This is a genomic window from Paenibacillus sp. Marseille-P2973 (assembly GCF_018101095.1).
Taxonomy (GTDB): domain Bacteria; phylum Bacillota; class Bacilli; order Paenibacillales; family Paenibacillaceae; genus Fontibacillus; species Fontibacillus vini.
This window is the reverse complement of sequence record NZ_JAGQEH010000029.1, coordinates 1-1,670: the sequence shown is the minus strand read 5'-3', so window position 1 is coordinate 1,670 and position 1,670 is coordinate 1. Positions and strand designations below refer to the sequence as shown.

3 protein-coding genes are annotated in these 1,670 nt (G+C 42.8%); all 3 read left to right on the top strand.

Features of this window, described 5'->3' with window-relative positions:
• The coding region (locus tag KB559_RS25335; RefSeq protein ID WP_247682081.1) for a hypothetical protein at nt 1-352 on the top strand (352 nt) is incomplete at its 5' end.
• Nucleotides 353-392: 40 nt separating this feature from the next.
• The gene (locus tag KB559_RS25625) at nt 393-584 is read left to right on the top strand and encodes an LPXTG cell wall anchor domain-containing protein (RefSeq protein WP_354006032.1); all 192 of its coding nucleotides are present in this window, start codon (nt 393-395) and stop codon (nt 582-584) included.
• Nucleotides 585-663: 79 nt separating this feature from the next.
• Complete coding sequence (locus KB559_RS24965; RefSeq protein ID WP_211026246.1) at nt 664-1,347, top strand: class D sortase; 684 nt, start codon at nt 664-666, stop codon at nt 1,345-1,347.
• Nucleotides 1,348-1,670: the final 323 nt, after the last annotated feature.

Genomic DNA, 1,670 nt, shown 5'->3' with positions numbered 1-1,670 from the left:
CAACACCAACACCAACACCAACACCAACACCAACACCAACACCAACACCAACACCAACACCAACACCAACACCAACACCAACACCAACACCAACACCAACACCAACACCAACACCAACACCAACACCAACACCGACACCGACACCGACACCGACACCGACACCGACACCGACACCGACACCGACACCAACGTCCACACCGAATCCAACATCGACACCAAGCCCTACATCGACACCAAGTCCAACGTCCACACCAAGTCCAACATCAACGCCAAGCCCAACATCAACGCCAAGTCCAACGTCCACACCAAGCTCTACGGCAACATCAACACCGTCCCCGACGCCGGTAACTAGCCCATCTCCGACACCAAGCCCAACTCCAGTCGTAGGGGAGATTGATTCCTCAGAACCTCCTAGTCCGGATGCTTCGCCAAATAACACAACAACCTCAGAAGAACAAGAAGGGGAGGTCAAAGTACAACAACTTCCGAAAACAGGAGAAAACAGCTCGATGCCATTCTACATTCTAGGATCTGCCATAACCGCTTTAGGTCTCATATTCAGGAAAATTGCAAGAAAAAATTAATCACATAATAGCTAAGTAAGAGAAGTAAAGAGTGTAAAGAGCTCTTTACTTCTCTATTTAATCTGGAGGGAATACGAAAATGCGGAAAATGGCTTACTTCCTAATTGGAATAGGGATTTTGATCATCTTGTTTCCAAAGACAACCGAGTGGATTCAGGATTCGAAACAGCAGAGGCTATTGGAGGATGCAGCGAATAGTCTAAATACTCCCCGAACGAAAGAGCTTATTAACCAAGATCTTCGAAATGAGTATCTGGTTATGTCACGAGCATTAGATACTGAGTTAGTAGATGCGGACACAGAAGTTAGAGATGCGCTTGATCAAAATTCAGATCGTACTGTGAGCCAGCCCGCAGAAAAAAAGGACAAGAATCAAGCCATCGCTGTAATTAAAATTTCAAAAATTGATTTGGAATTACCTGTTCTTGAAGGTGCGACAAAGACTAACATGAAATATGCGGCAGCGCATATGAAGGAAACAACGGATTTAGGTGAAGAGGGGAATGCAGCGATTGCAGCTCATAGGTCTCATACTAAAGGGAGATTGTTTAACCGATTAAATGAAGTGGAGGTTGGAGACGAGATATTAATAGAAGTAAAAGAAGGCAGTTACGTGTATACGGTCGATAAAATCTCTGTTGTAAAGCCTACAGATGTATCTGTACTTGATGTGGAGGACCCTGAAGAGAGGGTGTTGACGTTAATCACCTGCGACCCTCTTATAAATCCGACTCATCGTTTAATAGTACGCGCGAAAATGTAAAGTTCCAATGCAGCAAAGTTCCAGGTTTTTCAATTTGTAATTATGGCTGATGTTTGGTATATTAATAAATGTCGCTTCAAGCGAACGGTTTTTATCGAAAAAAGCAAGTTCTTAGAACAATGAAATAAATGCTTGCTTTTTAAATAAAGACTTGATACAATATAAAAGTTGCCGCTGATGAGGCGATAACGAAATGAACGAAGTTGATCTTTGAAAACTGAACAACGAGTGAGTATTAAATAGAGAATTAATTTTCTCGTCAGTTTCAAAATGAGCAAGTCAAACACTTTATTGGAGAGTTTGATCCTGGCTCAGGACGAACG